A 20934-nucleotide genomic window follows, 5' to 3' on the forward strand; every position below is an offset into this window, starting at 1 on the left:
ATGTCAAGAAGCGACTGGCGCAAATGGACATGGGCTGGTGAGCGACTTCTGGGATCACTGTCCTCGCCTCCGGCGCCGCGCTTGTGGAAGGCCCCATAATCACACCCTCGAGAATCGGCCCCTTTTCCCGCGTTTTTTCAGTCAAGCTCAAGGTTTGCTTGCGAGGGTCTGCCGAATCGTGGCGCACTCTCACTTATCCACAAGCCACCGTCAAGCTGTGGACACAAGATATAGTGTTAGGGTTTTGGTAACACACTATCTGTTGACGTTCATATGACGATGTAATAGATTGAGTCCTGAGGCTGAGGGGTACCGAGAACCGGGGCAAAAGCCGGCTCTCACACAACGAAAAACCCAAAATAATGCTGCTTGATCCGCGGGGGTGTCGTTCCCGGGGATGGGGAGTTCTGCGTCGTCAAACACGGGTGAATAGAAGCCGGTGGGTGGAGTCCTGCGCGTCCACCTCAGGCCAACTGTTGAAGAAGAACGAGGGAAACTATGAAGATCGAGCGCCGCTACACACAACCGGGTCAGGATGCCTACGAAGGTCTGGATTTCCGAAAGGCGGTGAGCGAGATCAAAAACCCCGACGGCTCGATCGTCTTCCGCCTGGAGGACATCGAGGTGCCGGCTTCCTGGAGCCAGGTCGCTTCAGACATCCTGGCGCAGAAATATTTCCGCAAGGCGGGCGTGCCTGCGGCCTTGAAGCGCGTCGAGGAAGAGACCGTTCCCTCCTGGCTCTGGCGTTCGGCCCCCGATGACGCCGCCTTGGCCGCCCTTACGCCCAAGGAGCGCACCCGCGGCGAAGTCAGCTCCAAGGAAGTCTTCAACCGGCTGGCCGGCACCTGGACCTATTGGGGCTGGAAGGGCGGCTATTTCGACACCGAAGAAGACGCCCGCGCCTTCTATGACGAGCTCTGCTACATGCTCGCCACCCAGAAATGCGCGCCCAACTCGCCGCAATGGTTCAATACCGGCCTGCACTGGGCCTATGGCATCGATGGCCCCGGCCAAGGCCACTATTACGTCGACTTCGAAACCGGCAAGCTCGTCAAGTCGAAGTCGGCCTATGAGCATCCCCAGCCTCATGCCTGCTTCATCCAGTCGATCGAGGACGACCTCGTCAATGAGGGCGGCATCATGGATCTGTGGGTGCGCGAGGCGCGCCTGTTCAAATACGGCTCGGGCACCGGCTCCAATTTCTCCAAGCTGCGCGGCGAGAACGAGCGGCTTTCGGGCGGCGGCAAGTCCTCCGGCCTCATGAGTTTCCTCAAGATCGGCGATCGGGCCGCGGGCGCCATCAAATCGGGCGGCACCACGCGCCGCGCCGCCAAGATGGTCGTGGTCGACATCGATCACCCCGATGTCGAAGACTATATCGACTGGAAGGTGAAGGAAGAGCAGAAGGTCGCGGCCCTCGTCACCGGCTCGAAGACCGTGCGCAAGGCGCTCACCCAGATCATGAAGGCCTGCGTCAATTGCGAAGGCTCGGGCACCGATTGCTTCGAGATCGAGAAGAACCCGGCGCTCAAGCGCGCCGTCAAGGATGCGCGCCGCAACATGGTGCCCGACAACTACATCAAGCGGGTCATCCAGTTCGCGCGCCAGGGCTACAAGGACATCAGCTTCGATACCTATGACACCGACTGGGACGGCGAGGCCTATCGCACCGTCTCCGGCCAGAATTCCAATAATTCGGTGCGCGTCACCGACGACTTCCTCAATGCGGTGGAAAGCGACCGCAATTGGGAGCTGACCTCGCGCCTCACCGGCAAGACCACCAAGACGCTGCCGGCGCGCGCGCTGTGGGACAAGATCGGCTATGCCGCCTGGGCCTCGGCCGATCCCGGCATCCAGTTCCACACCACCATCAACGACTGGCACACCTGCCCGGCCTCAGGCGAGATCCGCGCCTCCAACCCGTGCTCGGAATACATGTTCCTCGACGACACGGCCTGCAACCTCGCCTCCCTCAACCTCCTGCAGTTCCGCCAGGGCGACGGCACCTTCGACGTCGCCTCCTTCGAGCATGGCGTGCGCCTGTGGACCATCGTGCTCGAGATCTCCGTGCTGATGGCGCAGTTCCCGTCCAAGGAGATCGCCAGGCTCTCCTACGAGTTCCGCACGCTGGGCCTGGGCTTCGCCAATATCGGCGGCCTGCTCATGACCGCCGGCATACCCTATGACAGCCATGAAGGCCGCGCCATTTGCGGCGCCATCTCGGCCATCATGACCGGCATCGCCTATGCCACCTCGGCCGAAATGGCCAAGGCGCTCGGCCCCTTCCCGGGCTTCGAGAAGAACCGCGACCACATGCTGAAGGTGATGCGCAACCATCGCCGCGCCGCCTATGGCGCCGCCGTCGGCTATGAAGGGGTGAAGACCGCTCCCGTGCCGCTCGATGAATTGAGCTGCCCCGAAAAAGCACTCATCGCCCATGCCCGTGCCGCCTGGGACAAGGCCGTCACTCTCGGCGAGGCCCATGGCTATCGCAATGCGCAGTCGACCGTCATCGCGCCCACCGGCACGATCGGCCTCGTCATGGATTGCGACACGACCGGCATCGAGCCCGATTTCGCGCTCGTCAAGTTCAAGAAGCTCGCCGGCGGCGGTTATTTCAAGATCATCAACCAGGCGGTGCCGGAGGCGCTGCGCACCTTGGGCTATGGCGTCGATGAGATCGAGACCATCGTCTCCTATGCGGTCGGCCATGGCTCGCTCGCCGACAGCCCGGCGATCAACCACCAGGCGCTCAAGGCCAAGGGCTTCGGCGATGCCGAGATCGCCAAGGTCGAGGCGGGCCTCGCTTCCGCCTTCGACATCAAGTTCGTCTTCAACAAGTTCACCTTGGGCGAGGCCTTCTGCAAGGGCACGCTCAAGCTGACGGATGAGCAGCTGAACGACTTCGGCTTCGACCTCTTGAGCCACCTCGGCTTCTCCAGGGCCGATATCGAGCGCGCCAATATCCATGTTTGCGGCGCCATGACGCTCGAAGGAGCGCCGGGTCTCAAGGACGAGCACCTGCCGGTCTTCGACTGCGCCAATCCCTGCGGCCGGCTCGGCAAGCGCTATCTCTCGGTCGAGAGCCACATCCGCATGATGGCCGCGTCCCAGCCCTTCATCTCGGGCGCCATCTCCAAGACCATCAACATGCCGAACGACGCCTCGGTCGAGGAATGCAACGAGGCCTATCTCCTGTCCTGGAAGCTGGCGCTCAAGGCCAATGCGCTCTATCGCGACGGCTCGAAGCTCTCCCAGCCGCTTTCGGCCCAGCTCATCGAGGATGACGAGGCCGAGGACGACCTGGCCGAGACGCTGGCGGGCAGGCCGCAAGTGCAGCGCATCGAGACCGTGGTCGAGAAGATCGTCGAGGTGATGGTCAAGCGCGAGCGCGAGGTCATGCCGCAGCGCCGCAAGGGCTATACCCAGAAGGCGATCGTCGGCGGCCACAAGGTCTATCTGCATACCGGCGAATATGAGGATGGCAGGCTGGGCGAGATCTTCATCGACATGCACAAGGAAGGCACGGCGCTGCGCGCCATGATGAATAATTTCGCCATCGCGGTGTCGACCGGTCTGCAATATGGCGTGCCGCTCGAGAAGTTCGTCGAGGCCTTCACCTTCACGCGCTTCGAGCCGGCAGGCCTCGTCCAGGGCAACCAGTCGATCAAGAACGCGACCTCGATCCTCGACTACGTGTTCCGCGAGCTCGCGGTCTCCTATCTCGGCCGCCACGACCTCGCCCATGTCGAGCCCTCCGATATCGGCTTCGACGCGCTCGGCAAGGGTGTCGAGGACGGCAGCGCGCCGCCCCCTGCTCCGGTCCCGGTGCCGGCCGCCAAGGTCCTGTCCTCGGGCTTCGTGCGCCGGCAGAACCTCAACCTGCGCAATGTCGTCGTGATGCCGACCGGCAGCACCACGGCCTCATCATCGCCCGCCCATGCGCTGCAGATGCGTGCCGCGGAGACCTACGGCACATCGGCGCTCGCCGTCGCCGAGGCGCATGTGCATGAGCATCACGAAGAGCACGTGCATGTCCATGCCGCGCCCGCCACGCTGGAGCTCGACCGGCGCACCGAGGCCCGCATGAAGGGCTATGAGGGCGACAGCTGCAATGAATGCGGCAATTACACGATGGTGCGCAACGGCACCTGCCTCAAATGCGACACCTGCGGCTCGACCAGCGGGTGTTCATGAGCCTCGATCGACGCTGATCAGAAATGGCCGGGCATGTCCCGGCCATTTTTCATTTTCAGTCTCGGCGCATGGCGCCTAGGTCGCCTTCCCAGTTGAACTTGCCGCGCAGCTTTCGAATGGATTTCCCGACCTCCAGGTAGATCAAGACCTGAAGAGCCCTTTCGACGGTCTCCCGCTTCGTGGACGTGCCTGCCATCTTCATAGCCCGTTTCATCAGCTTATCATTGATTTCAATGGTTGTTCGCATGGTCGTCCTGCTCCTCGACCCTTTTTAGCAGGGATCACTCGATTTGCCTGCGGCGTTCCGCCAGTAGCTGAGCGACTCGGCATTGACCGGATTGCCGGCGGCCGCGACCAGCGCCCTGATCTCATCATGGAAGCCCCGCGCCTCGTCTGTGCCCAGAGCGAGCTTGAGGCAGCGGATGATGCGGGTGATGCGCAGGTGATTATGGTCGAAGGCGGTGAGCCAATGGTCGTTCACCTTGTAGAAATCGAGCATACGGTCGCGGGCGCGGCGCATATTGGCCTTCGCCGCGTCGCTGGCCTTGATCTCAGCCATGTCCTCAGGCCTCAAGACCGGCGCATTATGGTTAAAGCGGCTCGCTTCCGGCAGAGGAAACAGCCATTGGATGTAATCGTGGCTCCGTTCGAGCATGGAATCATCGTATGCCAGGACATCATCGAGAGAGCGGTGGCGATGATCATGTCCTTCTCCGGTCAAAAACAAGACGACGGCGGTCTTCGCGGTCATTTTTCGCTTCTCCCTTGTCCGGAATCAGCTCTCGTGGCGCATCGAACCATCTCTGCTTCGCTCGAAAGGCCGGATGAAGCGCCCCTTCTCACCGGGCTCGCCTGCCTCCTTCGCCGGCCTGCCCGAGGTGGATTCATGCTCAAAATCGCTCCCCATGCAAAAAAATCTTGCCGGCGTGACTTCCCGGCCACAGGGCCGGCGGGCCAAAAAAACCTCTCCGCCAGGCCGATTCCGGACGCTGATCCGTATACGGAGGACACGAAAAAACACTTGATTCCCGCATGAATCTCGTGAATCCGGCGCGCTTCCTTCCGTATACGGACAAAAAACACGATTTCTCAATGTTTACGGGTTGTTAGCGGATTTCTGCTGACATACCAGATGTTGTCGGCATATTGCCGAATCACACAAACAGGTAGACAACACGTTGCGATGACGGCCTGACAAATGATGATTCCTCTCGAGGGTCGCATTGTTGGACGTTAGATGTGAGGCTTACCTGCGTTATTGGGGCTCTAATTTAACCAGGAGAAAGACTATGGCTGCTAAGAAAGCTGCTAAGAAGAAAGCTGCTAAGAAGACGGCGAAGAAGAAGGCCGCCAAGAAGAAGAAGTAATCTTCTTTAGCGATACTTCAGGACTGGGCCCCGGACGGCATGAGCCTCCGGGGCCAGTTCTTTTTAAGGAGCCTGTTTGGACGTCTTGCGCGGCTCACGCGCGCCATAGCGGATAGCCGCCTCGAGATAGAGCGCCAGCACCAGCCCGTTCAATATGTGCCAGACGAAATGCGTGCCGATCGGCAGCATCGAGCACAGGATCTGGTCGGCGGTGCGGAAGATCAGCGACACGAACAAGATGGTGGAGGCCAGGCTCACATTGAGCTGGGCGGGGTGTCCCTTGCGCATTAGCTCGATCGACACGAGCACGCTGGCGATGAGCGCCGGCAAATAGGCGCCGGAGCCGTTCATGAAGCCGGGCGGCATGATGCGCTCGGTCGCGAGGGTGACCAGGAACAGCACGCCCAGACCCAGCCCTACCTTCCACCAGTCAAGCCTCAGGAACCGCCGCAGCGCGAAAGCGAGATAGCCGTAGATGAACAGCGTGATCGGCAGCACGTCGGCCAATGCCGACCATTGGTCGGCGAAGGTATGGAAAGCGAGGCTGCCGAGGCCGATGACGAAGACCAGCGCGATGAGGAGCCAGATGACGGGCTCGACGCCCCTTCTCGCCGCCGTCCGCGCCGCCCACAGGGCGGCGATGAAGAAGGCGGCGTTGCTCAGCGCATTGAGCGGCTCGGCCCAAAGACCGGGACCTAAGCGTTCACAATAAGCATCGATCGGCGCAAACCAGTCCATGAGCCCCTTGATATAAGACGAAAGCCGCGGCTGTTTTCAACCGCGGCTTCGCAATTGGCGAAAAAGCCCAAGTCTATTGGTAGACGTAGACTCGCGAACCGAGGGCGACGCGGTCGTAGAGATCGATCACGTCCGAATTCATCATGCGGATGCAGCCCGACGACACCGCACCGCCGATCGAGGCGGCATTGTTGGTGCCATGGATGCGGAACATCGTGCCCGAGATATACATGGCGCGCGCGCCCAGCGGATTGTTGGGGCCGCCTTCCATATATTCCGGGATGATATTCCCCTTTGCGGCCTCACGCGCGATCATCACGGCAGGCGGGCGCCAATCCGGCCATTCCCGCTTCATGCCGATCGAGGAATTGCCGCTCCACTGGAAGCCTTCCTTGCCGACGCCGACCTTGTAGCGCAGCGCCTTGCCGCCAGGCAGCACATAATAAAGAGCGCGCTCGGGCGTGCGGATGATGATCGAGCCGGGCTTGTACTTGCCATCGCTGAAGGAGACGGTCGAACGGGTCGTGCGGTCGCCCCCGCCCATTCCCCCGAAGGATGCGCGCGTGGCGCGCCTCGTGCTGAACAGGCACTCGAAGAAGCTGTCGCAGGTCCGGCGCAACGATGCCCGGCGGTACTCCCGCTTGGCCTGCGGCTTTTTCTGCTCGACCTTGACGACCTTGACGGTCTTGACGACCTTTTTCTTCGGCGCCGGCTTCTCGCTGTACACCGTGATATTGGACTTCACATTGGGCGTCGCTGCCTGGACGCCCCCTGTCACAAGCCCCACCACGGCAAAGACAGCCGCGGCGCCAACCCAGATTTTCCGCATTTTAACCCCTTGTTAAGAGACAGCCCCGTCTCGAATAGAATCCGACGCGGCGGACAATAATCTGGACCATGCGCCTTTTCAACTGGTTACGGGGTGCCAGTGGTTTCACCGTTGCGTGACGGGCGGCGCCCCCACCCCGGCTCCAAATCCCAACTTTGCCCTGATATCGCCATTGGTTTTCCCCGCCGCTTGACCTAATGTCTGCCCGCTTCGGGGTCGGGGCAATCTAACTTTTCAAGAGGTCTGGAAATGACATTGGTCAAGCGCTCGGCGCTCGCGTTGATAGTTTTTACGTCCCTGGCGGGCGTCTCACCCGCCTTCGCCGCCGAAGAGCCCCCGCTTGTCACCGCAATCCTGAAGACCTGGGAGAGCCAGCTCAAGGTCAAGCCGACCTATCAGTCGCTGACGACCGAAAGCGATGGATCGGTCGTGATCGACGGGCTGAGCGCCAACCTGGCGGTCCCGAACGATCCCGCGGGCAAGATGTCCGTCTCGGTCGGCAAGATCAAGCTCAGCGGCATCAGCGACAAGGGCAACGGCCTGTTCGAGGTGGCTTCGGCGCAATATACCGATACCAAGGTCGACATGGGCACGCCCGAGGCTGGCTTCAACATCACGGTGCCCCAGAGCTCGGCCGAATACTGGTATGTCAAGGCCCTCGGTGACAATCCGACCCCGGCCGACACCCTGCGCGCCAATATGAACATCGCCAAGAAGATGTCCGCCGGCACCATGACGCTGACGGCGGCGGGACAGACCTACTCGGCCGACGGCTATGAGATGACATGGGACGGCGATCCCGCCACGGGCTCGGGCAAGACCGATTTCAAGATCGTCAATATCACAATACCGGAAGCCGCCATCGCCGCCCTCGATCCCTCGGGCATGCTGAAGCAGCTCGGCTATTCGTCGCTCGCCTTCGATATCGGCGGCAACGGCGATATCGACATCGGCGCGGACAAGATGGGCTTCAATTTCGACATGTTCTATACCGGCAAGGACATGGGCACGCTCAAGATCGGTGCGGGCATGGGCGAGATCCCCGCAGCCCTCCTGGCCGAGCTGCAGAAACTCGAAGGCCAGGCGCAGCCCGATCCGAACAAGTTCATGCCGCTGGTCCAGGGTATCCAGGTGAGCCGCGTCACCTTCCGCTTCGAGGACCAATCGATCACCAAGAAGATGATCCCGCTCCTCGCCAAGATGCAGAACATGGACGAGGCGACGATGGTGGCCAATGCCGGCGCCATGCTGCAACTCGGCCTTGCCGAGCTCAAGAACCCGACCTTCACCCAGAAGGCGGTCGAAGCGGTCAATGCCTATCTCAAGGATCCGCGCTCGCTTACCATCCTGGCGAAGCCGGCACAGCCCGTCACGGTCCAGCAGCTCATGGCGCTCGATCCCAACAATCCGGGGGCGGCCATCGACCAGCTCGGCGTCACCATATCGGCCAACGACTGAGGTGTCGCGATCTCTCCACTTTGCGGAATGGCCGGGATTTCCCGGCCATTTTATTTGCTCCAATCGATCGCCTGCGGATCGTCAAAGGCCCGGCCCTCATCCTCCCAGTCGATCGGCATCAGCATCCCGTGGCGGATGAGGCTTCGGGGTCCGCGATAGCGCTTCGAGCCTTCGTAGAAGGCGACGACCTCGGGCTGTTCCTTGAAATGCCTGTTGATCACTCGATAAGCGTTCGAGTTCCGCCAATGCTGGCCTTCACGTTCATAGCGCTCCGAGCGTTCGACGAGGTCATGCATCAACTTCAAGTGAACCATGGCTCCCAGAGCCCCATTGGTCACCGTGTCATAAGGCCAGAGCCAGTGATGGTTGAAGATGAGCGTATCGGGGCCCATCCGGAAGAATGGATATTTCCACATCAGGTTCCTGTGCGAGTCGTCCTGATGGAAAAGCCGGAAGCGCGGGCCGCCGGTCAGGCGCCAGCCCTGCGGCCATCTTTCGAGCGAATAGCCGTCATTGTCGAACCAGCTGTCCTTCTCGATCAGCTCGGCTATGGTCTGGGACGAACCGCCGATCGCCGCTGACGGATAGAGATCGATCATCGGAGCATAGACCCGGTCCATGCCATGCCGGTCGAGCCATAGCGCAAGAGCCTTGAGATCATGCTCTTCCATTCGATCATAGACAAAGAGCTCATCGACATCGGCGCGGAGAAGCCAATTGCCCTCGCCGTAGAGGCGCGCGATGGCTTGCGCCCAGAAGAGGCCGCCCTGGCCCTCGCTGAACAGCGCCTGGGCGTGAAAGATGTCGGCCAAGGGTTCGGCGAGCAATAGATCGCGCGAACCGTCGTCCGAATTGTTGTCGATCATGAAGAAACGCGTGATCCCTAAGCGTTTATAGTGATCGAAAAACAGCGGCAGGCGCGTCGCCTCGTTGCGCAGAACACACACCATTCCGATCTCATCCGCCGCCAGACGCCCGCGACAGCGTATGGTCGTCAAATGCGCCGCGAACGATCTGCGGGAGAAGTCCTCGAACTCCTCGCGCTCGCCTGCAGAAATCGTCAGCCTAAGTCCGACGCCGTTCCATAGCCGATAGTCGATATCACCAACGGTCCGCAGATGCGGCAATGGTTCGGTTCCAATCGCCCGCCATTCGATCGGCAACAGCAGGTTATGCGCGATCAGGCTGCCAGGGCCGGTATACTTCTCCGACTTCGGATAGAACGCGATCTGCTTTGGCTGCTCGGCCAGCTTTTCGTTGATGATGCGGTACTTCTCGGCATTGTCGTGATGTTCGCCCTCGCGCTCGTTGCGGGCGCTGCGCTCGGCAAAATCATCGAGGAATTTCAGGTGAATCAAGGCGGTAAACGGACGGGCCGGCCCGGCGTCGCCCGGCCAGACAAAATGCGCATTGCAGACCACCGTGTCCGCACCCATGCGGAAGAACGGATGCTTCGATGCCCACTGGCCGCCGAGCAGCGGCAATGTCCCGAACAGGCGTTGCCGTGGCCCTCCGGTCATGAGCCAGCCTGCGGGCTTGCGCTGCAACGCATAGCCGGTCGTGTCGAACCAACTGTTCCGCTCCAGATTGTCTTTGACGGAGAGGCCCGTCTCGCCGATCACGTCCGGCGGATAGATGTCGATCATCGGCGCAAGGACACGGTCCTGAGCATTGCGCTCGAGCCATTGCGCCAGTGACGGCAAGCCGTGCCTGTCCATCCCGTCATAGACGATGAGCTCATCGGCATCTGCCATCAGCGTCCAATGGCCGACGCAACGGGCGCGGGCCAGGCCGTTGTACCAGTAGATGCCGCTGCAGCTGTCGCGGTAGGAAGCCCCGGTGTGGAAGACATCGGCAAGCGGCTCGGCCAGGAGCAATTCGGGGGTTGCATCTTCCGATGCGTTGTCGAGCATCAGGAAACGCGTCACGCCGAGCTTCTTGTAATGCTCGAAGAACAGCGGCAGGCGGAGCGCCTCGTTGCGCACCACGCTGATCAGCGCGATCTCGCCGGGTTTCAGCGGGCCGGCATGGCGCACGGTCCGGAGCTGCTCGGCAAAGGCACGGTCCGACAGCGCATTGAACTCGTCGCGCTCCGGCCAGTCCTGCCCGTGGAGCGGCAAGGTGGCGTTCCAATTGCGATAACCGAAACCGCCATCCATGCCGCCGCTTCCCCTATTTCTCCGGCAAATTGACCCTTAGATGCAATTCGCGCAACTGCTTGGGCGTCGCTTCCGAAGGCGCGTTCATCAGGAGGTCATAAGCCTGCTGGTTCATCGGGAACATCGTCACTTCGCGCAGGTTCTTGGCGCCGACCAGCAGCATGACGATGCGATCGATGCCGGCGGCCATGCCGCCATGCGGGGGCGCCCCATACTGGAAAGCGCGATAGAGGCCGCCGAAGCGCTCCTCGACCGTCTGGCGGTCCTTGCCTGTGATCTCGAAGGCCTTGACCATCGTCTCCGGCAAATGGTTGCGAATGCCCCCCGAGGCGATCTCGAAGCCGTTGCACACGATGTCGTACTGGAAGGCCTTGATGGTCAGCGGGTCCTGGCTCTTCAGCGCCTCCATGCCGCCCTGCGGCATGGAGAACGGGTTGTGGCCGAAATCGATCATCTTCTCTTCCTCGTTCCATTCATAGAACGGGAAGTCGACGATCCAGCACAGTTCGAACCGCTCGCGGTCGACGAGGTTGAGCTCTTCGCCCGCGCGCGTCCGCGCGGCGCCCGCGAATGTCGCGAATTTCTTCGGGTCGCCGGCGACGAAGAACGCCGCGTCGCCGTCGGCGAGGCCGAGCTGCTGGCGAATGGCCTCGGCCCGCTCGCCGATATTCTTGGCGATGGGCCCTGCCCCTTCGACCTTGTCGCCCTCCTTGCGCCAGAAGATATAGCCCAGGCCCGGCTGGCCCTCGCCTTGAGCCCAGGCGTTCATCCGGTCGCAGAAAGCGCGCGAGCCGCCTGTTTTCGCCGGAATGGCCCAGACCTGGTTCTTGGGATCGCTGCCCAGGATATTGGCGAAGACCTTGAAGCCCGATCCGCGAAAATGCTCGGAGACGTCCTGCATGACGATCGGGTTGCGCAGATCCGGCTTGTCGGAGCCGTATTTGCGCATCGCCTCTTCGAAGGGAATGCGCGGCCACTTTTGCGTCACCGGCTTGCCCTCGGCAAAGGCCTCGAACACGGCGCGGATCACCGGCTCCATGGTGGTGAAGACATCGTCCTGCTCGACGAAGCTCATCTCGACGTCGAGCTGGTAGAACTCGCCGGGCAGCCGGTCGGCGCGCGGGTCCTCGTCGCGGAAGCAGGGCGCGATCTGGAAATAGCGATCGAAGCCCGACACCATGATGAGCTGCTTATATTGCTGCGGCGCCTGCGGCAGCGCGTAAAACGTGCCGGGATGGATGCGGGACGGCACCAGGAAGTCGCGCGCCCCTTCAGGCGATGAGGCGGTGAGAATCGGGGTCGAGAATTCGGTGAAGCCCGCCTCTCCCATGCGCTTTCGCATCTCGGCGATGATCCTGGTGCGCGCCATGATGTTTCTGTGCAGGCTCTCGCGCCGCAAATCGAGGAAACGGTATTTGAGCCGGATGTCTTCGGGATATTCGACATCGCCGAAGACCGGCAAGGGCAATTCCTTCGCCTCCGACAGGACCTCGATGCCGGTGGCGAACACTTCGATGAGCCCTGTCGGCAGATCGCGGTTCTCCGTGCCGGCGGGGCGCAGCCTGACCTTGCCGTCGACCTTGACCACCCATTCCGAGCGCAAGGTCTCGGCGGTCTTGAAGGCCGGGCTGTCGGGGTCGGCGACGACCTGGGTCAGGCCATAGTGGTCGCGCAGGTCGATGAACAGCACGCCGCCATGATCGCGCACGCGATGCACCCAGCCCGACAGGCGCGTCTCGGCGCCCTGCTGCGTCTCGCGCAAATCGCCGCAAGTATGGCTTCTATAAGCGTGCATAATCCCTCGCAAATCAGGCATGGAAAATCGGATGAGCGCGCGGGAAAAGCGCATGCGCAAGCGGGATTGTCAAGCTTGCGGCGATTTCGCCGGTTTTCAGGCCGTCGCCGCCCTGTTTCACTCTCCCGGCGCGGCCAATGGCGTAAATTGACGCAGCGACCCGCACTTTCGGCCCAGGGCATTGAAAAATATAGATAAAATAGAATTTTAGCTGCTATGTCAGCAAATCATTTGACGCCTGCCCCGGACTCGCGCGACTTAGAGCCCATGGAGGTCATTACCACCACCCTAGCCCTCAAGGCCCTCGTCAAGGAACTCGCCCGCGAAGCCTATGTCACGGTCGACACCGAATTCATGCGCGAGCAGACCTTCTGGCCCGACCTCTGCCTCATCCAGATCGCCGGAAAGACGCGCCAGGCGATCATCGATCCCAAGGCTCAGGACATCGATCTCAAGCCCTTTCACGCGCTGATGACGAATGAGGCCGTGCTCAAGGTGTTCCATGCCGCCAGGCAGGATATCGAGATCTTCTTCCATCTCTCGGGCCGCGTGCCGCATCCGGTGTTCGACACGCAGATCGCCGCCATGGTCTGCGGCTTCGGCGACCAGGTCTCCTATGAATCGATCGTGCGCCAGCTGGCGCGCGCTCAGATCGACAAATCCTCGCGCTTCACCGACTGGTCGCGCCGGCCCCTCACCGAGAAGCAGCTCAATTACGCGCTCTCCGACGTCACCCATTTGCGCACCGTCTATGAGAAGCTGAAGGAAGAGCTTGACAAGACCGGGCGCGAGCCGTGGCTGGCGCAGGAGATGGCGATCCTCACCTCGCCCAAGACCTATAATCTGGCGCCCGAAGACGCCTGGAAGAGGCTCAAGACGCGGCTGCGCTCCAAGAAGCAGCTCGGCGTCCTGATCGCGCTCGCCGCCTGGCGCGAGCGCGAGGCTCAGGAAAAGAACGTGCCGCGCCAGCGGGTCATCAAGGATGACGCGTTGATCGAGGTCGCCACCCAGATGCCGCAGACGCGCGAAGCCCTCAACGCGTCGCGGGCGTTGCCGCGCGGTTTCGGCAATTCCCGCGCCGGCGAGGCCATTCTCGCCGCCGTCAAGGACGGCCTCGAGACCGACGCCAAGCTCCTCCCCGCTCTGCCGGGCGTGCATGAGAAAGTGGCGGAGAGCGCGCAGGCTGCCGCCGAGATCCTGAAACTCGCCCTCAAGATCGTGGCCGAGCGCGAGGGCCTGGCGCCGCGCCTTCTCGCCAGCGCCGCCGATATCGACGCCGTGGCGCAGGACGACGAGGCCGATGTGCCCCTGATGAAGGGCTGGCGCCGCCAGATGTTCGGCAGTGTGGCGCTCGACCTCAAGCACGGCCGCGCCGTCATCGGCTTCCGTGATGGCCGGGCCGAGATCATGCCGCATACGGGAAATTTTAAGCCGGCCGCCGCGGCGGCCGAATAAGCCCTCCCTGCCCTTGAGGAACGCCTTGTGCTAGGCTTGCTGCGCCGGGGGCTGTCCGCAGGGAGGATCAGCCATGCCTGCCTTCATCATCCTGTCGAGCTTCACCGACCAAGGCGTCCGCGCCGTCAAGGATACGACCAAGCGGGCCGAGAAATTCAAAGAACTCGCCAAGCAGCACGGGGCGACCGTCAAGGACCTTTACTGGACACTCGGCCAGTACGATGTCGTCGCCATCGTCGATGCGCCCGATGTAACGAGCATGACGGCGCTCGGACTCACCCTCGGCATGGCCGGCAATGTCCGCACCCAGACGCTGCCGGCTTTCTCCGCCGACGACATGGCCAAAGTGCTGGCCAAGGTGAAGTGAGCGTCAAGCGTATCGCTTAGTCTAGTCCGCGACTCTGCTTCTGGCATTTGTTGGGCATGAAGCTCCTTGTCCATTGGCCAAGGACTCACACTCATTTCGTCCCGGCGGGAGGAACTGGTCCGACTCGTTTAATCGAAGGCTCATCGGCAATACTCGATGGCGATAAAACACAACGCTCCACTTAGAATGATCATCCACGCGATCAGCGAGCAGTAGTCGCACCGCCGGGGATCAAAGAACACGTGGTTACTCCAAATTCGCACTCCCAGATAATTCTCGAGACGCAGCTGATCCGGATGAAAAACAGATACGCATGTCCCAAGCGCCAGGAGAATGACAATCAATGCGATGCCATATCCAATGGGCGGCATTAGGGTTGCGACCGAACACATGCGCTGTTTATATCGCGCAAATACCTCGATTCAAACGATCTCAATCCTGGAAGTACGTCCCATCTGGCCGGCGAGCGCAGCCAGCCGCTTCTCGACCCGCTCGCCCATGAGGTCGGCGAATTTCTTCGGCACCCGGAGGATCAGGCCCTTGGTGCCTTCGGCCTCGATGCCGATCTTGGGCAGGACGCCCGGCATGGCGGCGGTGATGATGTAAGCGAGGCGGAACACATCGCTCAACAACCGCGCCCGCTCCAGCATCTTGTCGTCGACCAGGCGGGCGAGATTGCTGGTCATGCCCTCCTCCTCGCCCTCATAACGATAGTAGATGGTGAGCGCCATGAAGATACGGCCGGCATGGTCGATATCGACGAAGGCGGCTTGCGAGATCATGCCGAGCGAGCGCTGGGCGCGGTAGTCGGGATGCGCCCGCCAGCCGATATCGGCGAGGAGGCATGCGGCATGGCGCAAACGGCGCTCGGACTCGGTCTCCTCGAAGCTCTTGTGCATGAAGAGCTTGTCGGTCCAGTCGCAGAGCTCGAGCTCGTGCTCGGGAGAGCGTGCATAGCGGCAGCAGAACTCCCAGCAGGAAGAGAGCAGCGCATCGGCGTCGCGCTTGCGCTTGGGCAGCTTCGAATAGAGCAGCCCCTCGCGCACGCCATAGATCGACACCACCATCTGCTTGACCTTGGACTTGGCCAAGAGGCGCTCGAGCACGAGCGCGCCATAGGGCAGCGTGTCGATGCGGCTGCGCGACACCGACTTGATGTCCTTGAGCGAGGATGAGGAGAGATGCGAGACGAGATCGGCCACCGAGCGCGCCTGCTCGCGTCCGATCGTGTAATTGTGCAGCACGTGCAGCGGATAGCGCGTCTGCGCCATGTGGATGCGCGCGATGTTGCGCCAGGTGCCGCCCACCGCATAGAGATTGCGCCCCTTGAGCTGGGTCAGAAGCGGCGAGGAATCGAGGTAGTTGTCGATGATGTCGCGCGCCTTGGCGACCGAGCCGCCCGACATGTCCAGGAGCCGCAAAGGCCCCAAGGGGAAGGTGACCCCGTCACGGATGCGGCCCTCGCCGACATCGATGAGCTCGAGGCTGCCGCCGCCCAAATCGCCGATCAGCCCGTCGGCGCCGGTGACGCCCGCCATCACCCCCATGGCGGCGAGCCGTGCCTCTTCCTTGCCCGAGAGCACGTCGATATGGGCGCCGAGCGCCTCTTCCGCCATGTCCACGAATTGCGGACCGTTTTCCGCTTCCCGGGCCGCAGCGGTCGCCACGGCATAGACTTCGCGAGCGCCGATCTGGCGCGACAGGGCCTTGAAGCGGCGCAAGGCGGAGAGCGCCCGCTCCATGCCTTGCGGGTTGAGCTGGCGGGTCGTGGCGACGCCGCGGCCCAAGCCGCAAAGGAGCTTCTCGTTGAAAACCGGCGTGGGCGCCCGGCGCAGACCATCATACACGACGAGACGCACCGAGTTCGACCCGATGTCGACGACGGATACCGGCCGGTATTTCGTCGACCCGCTACCTAACCTTTTTCGCTTCACTTCTTGGCTCTGGACTTCCTGCCGACGCGGCCAGTTATTGGTGGCGGCAGACTACCTTTAAGCGATCTACCGCGTCCAGAGAGAGATGGATTCTTCATGAAGTAGGTGTGGGCGTTGAATGGCTCCTCGTCGGGACCTGGCGCTATACGCCGCGACGAACCGTCGGACAGGAGTTCCCAGCTCTGCTCGTTGTCCTTCATGTTGGCCATCATGATCTGGCCCAGCACCTGCTCATGCACGGTCGGGTTTTCGATCGGGATCAGCGTCTCGACGCGGCGATGCAGGTTGCGCGGCATCCAGTCGGCGGAGGCGATATAGACCCGGGCGTTCGGGTCCGGCAGCCCATGGCCCTGGCCGAAGCAGATGATCCGGCTGTGCTCGAGGAAACGCCCGATGATGCTCTTGACGCGGATGTTCTCCGAAAGGCCGGGGACGCCGGGCCTCAGGCAGCATATGCCGCGCACCACGAGGTCGATCTGCACGCCCGCCTGGCTTGCCGCATAAAGCGCATCGATGATGCCCGGATCGACCAGCGAGTTGAGCTTGGCCCAGATCTGGCCGGGCCGCCCGGCCTTCACATGCTCGATCTCATCCTCGATGTCCTCGAGGAGCTGTGTCTTCATGTCGAGCGGCGACAGCGAGATCTTCTCCAGGTCCTCGGGCTCGGCATAGCCCGAGATGTAGTTGAAGAGCCGTGACGCGTCGCGCCCCAGCGCCGGATCGCAGGTGAAGAAGGAGAGGTCCGTATAGATCTTCGCCGTCACCGGATGATAGTTGCCGGTGCCGAAATGCACATAGGTGCGCATATTGCCGCTCTCGCGGCGCACCACCATCGACACCTTGGCATGGGTCTTGAGCTCGATGAAGCCGAAGACCACCTGGGCGCCGGCGCGCTCGAGATTGCGCGCCCACTGGATATTGGCCTCTTCATCGAAGCGCGCCTTGAGCTCGACCAGCGCCATGACGGACTTGCCGGCCTCGGCCGCCTTGACCAGTGCGGCGACGATCGGGCTGTCATTGGACGTGCGGTAGAGCGTCTGTTTGATGGCGACGACGTCGGGATCCTGCGCGGCCTGCTTGACGAACTGCACGACGACGTCGAAGGACTCGTATGGGTGATGGACGATGATGTCCTTCTGGCGGATGGCGGCGAAGCAATCGCCGCCGTGATCGCGGATGCGTTCGGGGAAGCGCGCGACGAAGGGCTTGAACTTGAGGTCGGGGCGCTCGTCGAGGATGAGCTGCTTGGTGTCGGAATAACCGATGAGGCCGAGGCATGTCACCATCTCGTCGCTCGACACGCCGAGCTCGTCGGCGATGAAGTCGCGCAGGTTGGACGGGCATGCGGCATCGACCTCCATGCGGATCACCGATCCACGGCGGCGTCGCTTGAGCGCGCTTTCGAACACCAGCACCAGGTCTTCGGCCTCTTCCTCGATTTCGATGTCGCTGTCGCGGATGATGCGGATGAGGCCCTGGCCCAGCACGTCATATCCGGGGAAAAGACGCGGCACGAACAGGGTCAGCATGTTCTCGAGCGAAATGAAGCGGGCCTGGCCCGTGCTCGTGCCGGGCAGCCTTATGAAGCGGTCGAGCTGCTGCGGAATGGGCAGCAGCGCGTTCATCAGGCCGGCGTCGCGCCTCCGCTTGAGCTGCAGCGCGATAATGAAGCCGCGATTGGGGATGAAGGGGAAAGGATGGGCGGGATCGATGGCGATCGGCGTCACCACGGGAAGGATGTGGCCGAGGAAGCGCTCGTCGAGCCAGGCGCGCTCCTCATCGGTGATCTCGCTTGGATCGACGATGCGGATGCCGTTCTCGCTCAATTCGTCGCGCAATTGCAGGAAGCGCGTATCCTGCTCGGTCATCAGCTCCTGGGCAAGCTTGCGCACCTGCTCGAGCTGCTCGGCCGGCGTCAGGCCGTCCTGGCTCAACTCGACCAGCTTGGCGCGCATCTGGCCGACGAGGCCCGCCACGCGCACCATGAAGAATTCATCGAGATTGTTGCCGGAGATCGACAGGAAGCGCAGCCGTTCGAGCAGCGGGTGGTTTTTGTTGCGCGCCTCTTCCAGGACCCGCATGTTGAAGATGAGCCAGGACAGCTCGCGATTGATGAAGCGGCTGGGATCGCTGAGCGGGGCCTCAACCTTGGGTTCGATCGTGAGAGAGATTTCGTTCATCGCGCCAAATCCTGCCGGAGACCCCGAATTTCAGGCTCATAATCGGGCCATGTGACCGAACGATGAAGGCTGTTGGTTAACCGTCCTCGCCCGTGAACAGGCCCGGGGAAACTATATCCCCAAGCACCTTTGCGGCAAAATTCCGGGTCACTTCGGCCCTTTCCTCGAGCGCCCGGCGGTCGATCTCGGCCACCAGGCTGCGGGCGGCGGCGAGTTCCCGCGGCATGCGGGAAATGAGGTAGCTGACCGTGGCCTCGTCCACCCCGATCTGCCGGTCGGCGAAGAGCTTGACCAGGACGCCCCGCAGGAGCGCATCATCCGGCGGTCCCAATTGCGCTATCGGCGCCGCCTTGAGCCTCGACAGCAGGTCCGGGAGTGCTATCCCCCAGGCTGGCGGCGGTGCCAGCGCCGTGATCAGCACATAGGCCTTCTGCTCGCGGGCGAGATTGAGGAGATGGAAAAAGGCCGGTTCGTCCAGCGCCTCGCCCGGCGCGTCCTCGATGACCAGGGCCCCCTTCTCCAGGAGCCATGGCACCGCGTCGGCGCGGACCTCGGAAGGGCGGGCCACCGAGGCGCCCGTCATCTCATGCCAGACGGCCGCGAGATGGGATTTGCCGCTTCCAGGGGGCCCGAGGAGAATCAGCACGTTCGACGGCCAATTGGGCCAGAGGTCGATCAGCGCCACCGCCTTGGCATTGGACGGCGTCACGAGGAAATCGTCGCGTCCGGTGGCGGGACGATGCGGCAGGTCGAAAGCGAGCTGACGGCCTTCGCCCGACATTACTTCGACCGGCTCCGCCGCTTGGGTTCGGCGGGTTTTTCCTGAGTCGGCACACCGAGATAGAGCGGGCTCTTGAGATATTGCTGCAGCGCAAAGCGCACCAAGACGCCGACCGCGGCCGCCAGCGGCACGGCCAGCAGCAGGCCGACAAAGCCGAACAGATAGCCGAAGGCGAAAAGCGCGAACATCAGCCAGACGGGATGCAGGCCGATGCGGTTGCCGACCAGGTTGGGCGAGAGGAAATTGCCCTCGATGAACTGGCCCAAGCCAAAGATGCCGACGATGATGATGATCTGCAGCCAGTCGGGCCAGAACTGGATCAGCGCCATGCCGATGGCGAGGACGCCGCCGATGATCGAACCGACATAGGGGATGAAGCTCAGAAGTCCCGCTCCCAGCCCGATCAGCAGGCCGAAATTGAGCCCGGCAAAGGACAGCGCCACGGCATAGAAGATGCCGAGCAAGAGGCAGACGGTGCCCTGGCCGCGGATGAAGCCCGCCATAGCCTCGTCGATCTGACGTGCGAGGGCACGGATCGTGTTGTGGTGATCGCGCGGAAGCCAGCCATCGACCTTAGCTACCATGTGATCCCAGTCGTTCAGCATGTAGAAGGCCACGATCGGCGTCACGATCAGGAGCGAGATGACATTGACCAGCGCCAGGCTGCCGGACAGGATCGAGGTCAGGATCGCCGCGAGCCACCCCGCCGCCTTGCCGGCAAGGTCGGAGAGCGAGGCCGGCAGGTTGGTGCCGGAGGCGGCCACCATGTCCTTCAGCCATTGCGGCGCGAGCTCCTCGAAGAGCTTGACCAGTGCCTGCATGAGGCCCGGCAGGTTCGAGGAGAAACGGGCGATCTGGTCGCCCAGCACCGGCAGCAGCAGCACGAGCAGCACCACGATGGCGACGATGCTGGTGATGAGGATGAGGAGGGTCGCCGCGAGGCGCGGCAGGCCGAGGCGCTCCAGCGCGTCCGCAATCGGGTCGAGGAAATAGGCCAGCACCAGGCCGGCGATGAAGGGCAGCATGATGTCGCCCAGAAGCCAGAGCGCCAGGATGACGACGACGAGTGCCGCCGTCCAAAAGATCATCTGGCGCTGCAATGTCATGGCGTATCCCTCGTGCTCGCCCCGTTGGCCATATGACGGGCCCATTCGCGCAAGTAAAGGGCCGCCGACGCGATGGTGAGGAAGGCGACGACGATGCTGCCGATCAGCGGGAACCAGGTGGCGTCCGACATCCAGGCGAGCATGGCCAGCTGCCCGCCGGCAAAGATGATCTGCGCCACGGTATTGACCTTGCTGATCATCAGCGGCTGCACCTTGATCGGCTTGTCGAGGATCCAGGAAAGGATCACCGCGCCGACGATCAGCACGTCGCGCGAGGCGACAAGGATGACGAGCCAGGCCGGCATCTGCTGCAGGAAGCCGAGCGAGATATAGATCGAGACGAGAAGCAGCTTGTCGGCGAGCGGATCGAGATAGGCGCCGAGCTGCGTCTTCATCGCGTAGCGCCGGGCGATATAGCCGTCGACGCCGTCGCCGACGCCGGCCATGATGAAGACCAGGAAAGCGAAGCCGAACTGACCGGCGACGATCAGCCAGATGGTGACCGGCACCAACAGGATTCGGCCGATGGTGATGATATTGGGCAGGTTCATGCGAGGCTAGAAGGCGA

16 protein-coding genes are annotated in these 20934 nt (G+C 62.3%); 5 read left to right on the forward strand and 11 right to left on the reverse strand.

The window, feature by feature from the left end:
- Nucleotides 1-498: 498 nt before the first annotated feature.
- The gene (locus DS839_RS04670; RefSeq protein WP_119269113.1) at nucleotides 499-4197 is read left to right on the forward strand and encodes a vitamin B12-dependent ribonucleotide reductase; all 3699 of its coding nucleotides are present in this window, start codon (nucleotides 499-501) and stop codon (nucleotides 4195-4197) included.
- A gap of 55 nt (nucleotides 4198-4252) precedes the next feature.
- Here the strand turns inward: DS839_RS04670 and DS839_RS04675 are convergent, their stop codons facing one another.
- The gene (locus DS839_RS04675; RefSeq protein WP_119269114.1) at nucleotides 4253-4444 is read right to left on the reverse strand and encodes a type II toxin-antitoxin system VapB family antitoxin; all 192 of its coding nucleotides are present in this window, start codon (nucleotides 4442-4444) and stop codon (nucleotides 4253-4255) included.
- 24 nt (nucleotides 4445-4468) lie between these two features.
- The gene (locus DS839_RS04680) at nucleotides 4469-4852 is read right to left on the reverse strand and encodes an opioid growth factor receptor-related protein (RefSeq protein WP_368911180.1); all 384 of its coding nucleotides are present in this window, start codon (nucleotides 4850-4852) and stop codon (nucleotides 4469-4471) included.
- Here DS839_RS04680 and DS839_RS36860 point away from each other — a divergent pair.
- Complete coding sequence (locus DS839_RS36860) at nucleotides 4823-5233, forward strand: hypothetical protein (RefSeq protein ID WP_368911244.1); 411 nt, start codon at nucleotides 4823-4825, stop codon at nucleotides 5231-5233. The genes DS839_RS04680 and DS839_RS36860 overlap by 30 nt on opposite strands.
- Before the next feature lie 394 nt (nucleotides 5234-5627).
- Here the strand turns inward: DS839_RS36860 and DS839_RS04685 are convergent, their stop codons facing one another.
- On the reverse strand, nucleotides 5628-6302 hold the full coding sequence (locus DS839_RS04685) for a ceramidase domain-containing protein (protein ID WP_119269116.1): 675 nt from the start codon (nucleotides 6300-6302) through the stop codon (nucleotides 5628-5630).
- 73 nt (nucleotides 6303-6375) lie between these two features.
- A complete protein-coding gene (locus tag DS839_RS04690; RefSeq protein WP_119269117.1) occupies nucleotides 6376-7131 on the reverse strand; it encodes a L,D-transpeptidase in 756 nt (251 codons plus the stop codon).
- A gap of 249 nt (nucleotides 7132-7380) precedes the next feature.
- Here DS839_RS04690 and DS839_RS04695 point away from each other — a divergent pair, with 249 nt between their 5' ends.
- A complete protein-coding gene (locus tag DS839_RS04695; RefSeq protein WP_162918305.1) occupies nucleotides 7381-8589 on the forward strand; it encodes an aq_1923 C-terminal domain in 1209 nt (402 codons plus the stop codon).
- 50 nt (nucleotides 8590-8639) lie between these two features.
- Here DS839_RS04695 and DS839_RS04700 read toward each other — a convergent pair whose 3' ends face one another.
- Nucleotides 8640-10748: a glycosyltransferase family 2 protein gene (locus DS839_RS04700; protein WP_119269119.1), complete on the reverse strand. Its 2109-nt coding sequence runs from the start codon at nucleotides 10746-10748 to the stop codon at nucleotides 8640-8642.
- Between the two features lie 13 nt (nucleotides 10749-10761).
- Nucleotides 10762-12543 (reverse strand): aspartate--tRNA ligase, encoded by a 1782-nt coding sequence (aspS, locus tag DS839_RS04705; RefSeq protein WP_119269120.1) that lies wholly within the window; start codon nucleotides 12541-12543, stop codon nucleotides 10762-10764.
- 267 nt (nucleotides 12544-12810) lie between these two features.
- On the opposite strand from aspS, the gene rnd reads away from it, so the two are divergent.
- Nucleotides 12811-13998, forward strand: coding sequence for a ribonuclease D (gene rnd / locus DS839_RS04710; protein ID WP_119269121.1), 1188 nt, complete (start codon nucleotides 12811-12813; stop codon nucleotides 13996-13998).
- A 73-nt stretch (nucleotides 13999-14071) separates the two neighbouring features.
- Nucleotides 14072-14365, forward strand: coding sequence for a GYD domain-containing protein (locus DS839_RS04715; RefSeq protein WP_119269122.1), 294 nt, complete (start codon nucleotides 14072-14074; stop codon nucleotides 14363-14365).
- Nucleotides 14366-14787: 422 nt separating this feature from the next.
- Here the strand turns inward: DS839_RS04715 and ppx are convergent, their stop codons facing one another.
- The 5 genes from ppx to DS839_RS04740 form a co-directional block, all read right to left on the reverse strand.
- Nucleotides 14788-16299 (reverse strand): exopolyphosphatase, encoded by a 1512-nt coding sequence (gene ppx / locus DS839_RS04720; RefSeq protein WP_119269123.1) that lies wholly within the window; start codon nucleotides 16297-16299, stop codon nucleotides 14788-14790.
- On the reverse strand, nucleotides 16296-18479 hold the full coding sequence (locus DS839_RS04725; protein WP_119269124.1) for an RNA degradosome polyphosphate kinase: 2184 nt from the start codon (nucleotides 18477-18479) through the stop codon (nucleotides 16296-16298). The genes ppx and DS839_RS04725 overlap by 4 nt, the downstream gene beginning before the upstream one ends.
- Nucleotides 18480-18555: 76 nt before the next feature.
- A complete protein-coding gene (locus DS839_RS04730) occupies nucleotides 18556-19260 on the reverse strand; it encodes a P-loop NTPase family protein (RefSeq protein ID WP_119269125.1) in 705 nt (234 codons plus the stop codon).
- Nucleotides 19260-20366, reverse strand: coding sequence for an AI-2E family transporter (locus DS839_RS04735; RefSeq protein WP_119269126.1), 1107 nt, complete (start codon nucleotides 20364-20366; stop codon nucleotides 19260-19262). The genes DS839_RS04730 and DS839_RS04735 overlap by 1 nt, the downstream gene beginning before the upstream one ends.
- Nucleotides 20363-20917, reverse strand: a complete 555-nt coding sequence (locus DS839_RS04740) for a CDP-alcohol phosphatidyltransferase family protein (protein ID WP_119269127.1) — start codon at nucleotides 20915-20917, stop codon at nucleotides 20363-20365. Before DS839_RS04740 ends, DS839_RS04735 begins: the two co-directional genes overlap by 4 nt.
- Nucleotides 20918-20934: the final 17 nt, after the last annotated feature.

Source organism: Taklimakanibacter deserti (assembly GCA_003574785.1).